Origin of the sequence: Ornithinicoccus halotolerans (genome assembly GCF_009602535.1) — a bacterium.
Taxonomy (GTDB): domain Bacteria; phylum Actinomycetota; class Actinomycetes; order Actinomycetales; family Dermatophilaceae; genus Ornithinicoccus; species Ornithinicoccus halotolerans.
In genome coordinates, this window is sequence record NZ_WIQI01000217.1 from 1 (window position 1) to 943 (window position 943).

At 76.9% G+C, this 943-nt stretch carries 2 protein-coding genes; one reads left to right on the forward strand and one right to left on the reverse strand.

From position 1 onward, the window contains the following. Positions 1 to 409 (reverse strand): hypothetical protein (locus GFJ45_RS16145; protein ID WP_194288748.1); only part of this gene is annotated, 409 nt, incomplete at its 3' end. A 90-nt stretch (positions 410 to 499) separates the two neighbouring features. On the opposite strand from GFJ45_RS16145, the gene GFJ45_RS16150 reads away from it, so the two are divergent. Further along, a complete protein-coding gene (locus GFJ45_RS16150) occupies positions 500 to 895 on the forward strand; it encodes a site-specific integrase (RefSeq protein WP_153399129.1) in 396 nt (131 codons plus the stop codon). The last annotated feature ends 48 nt before the right edge of the window (positions 896 to 943 follow it).

Sequence of the window (943 nt, forward strand, 5' to 3'; positions counted from 1 at the left end):
CAGCCCGCCGCGCGTACCGGGCCCGCAGCGCCAGGTGCACCCCCAGCACCGCCAGCACCGGCGGCAGGGCGGTGGCCAGCGCCAGCCACCAGGCCAGCGCCGCCACCGAGGCGGTCAGCTGGTCACCGGCCTCGGCGAGCTGACCGCCGGCGGCCGCGGCGCCGCTGAACGGCTCCCGCAGCCCGCCGCCCATCACCGGCAGGTCACCCACCCGGCCGGCCACGGTCTCCATTTGCCGTTGCCAGTCGGTCCCGGCCTGCTCCAGCCGGGCGGTGGGGACGGTCAGCTCGGTGACCGCCGCGTGCACGAACCGCCCGGCGAGCACCCACAGCAGGCACCAGCCCAGCACCAGCCCGTCCGCCACCACCTGCCGGAGCCGTCGGGGATCGGTCTCGGCGTACCAGCGCACCGGCTCACCTCTCGTCGTCACCTCGCCGCCTGCGGCGAGGCGGCCTGTCCTGCCGTGATTCTGGCCCACCCCGGGCGACAATGGCCGGTGATGAGCAGCGCGCCGGCCCAGCAGGCCGCACCCGAGGTGTCACCGCCGCTGCGGCGCGGCGCCCGGCTGTGGCTGGACCACCTGCGTGTCGAGCGCGGCCACTCCGACCACACCGTCGCCGCCTACCGGCGGGACCTGGAGCGCTACCTGCACTACCTCGCCGGGCAGCAGGTCACCAGCCCGGAGCAGGTCACCGAGCAGCAGGTAGCGGCGTTCCTGACGTGGCTGCGCACGCCGACCCCCGAGCGGCCCGCCCTGGCGCCGTCGTCGGCGGCGCGGGCGCTGGTGGCGGTGCGGGGCTGGCACCGGTTCCTGGTGCTGGAGGGCGAGACCCCGGCGGACCCGGCCCGCGAGGTCGGCCCGGCCGCGGCGCCCTGCTCGCAGGTGTGGTTGTAGACGACGTCGAGGAGCACTTCGATCCCGGCGGCGTGCAGGGCGCGGACG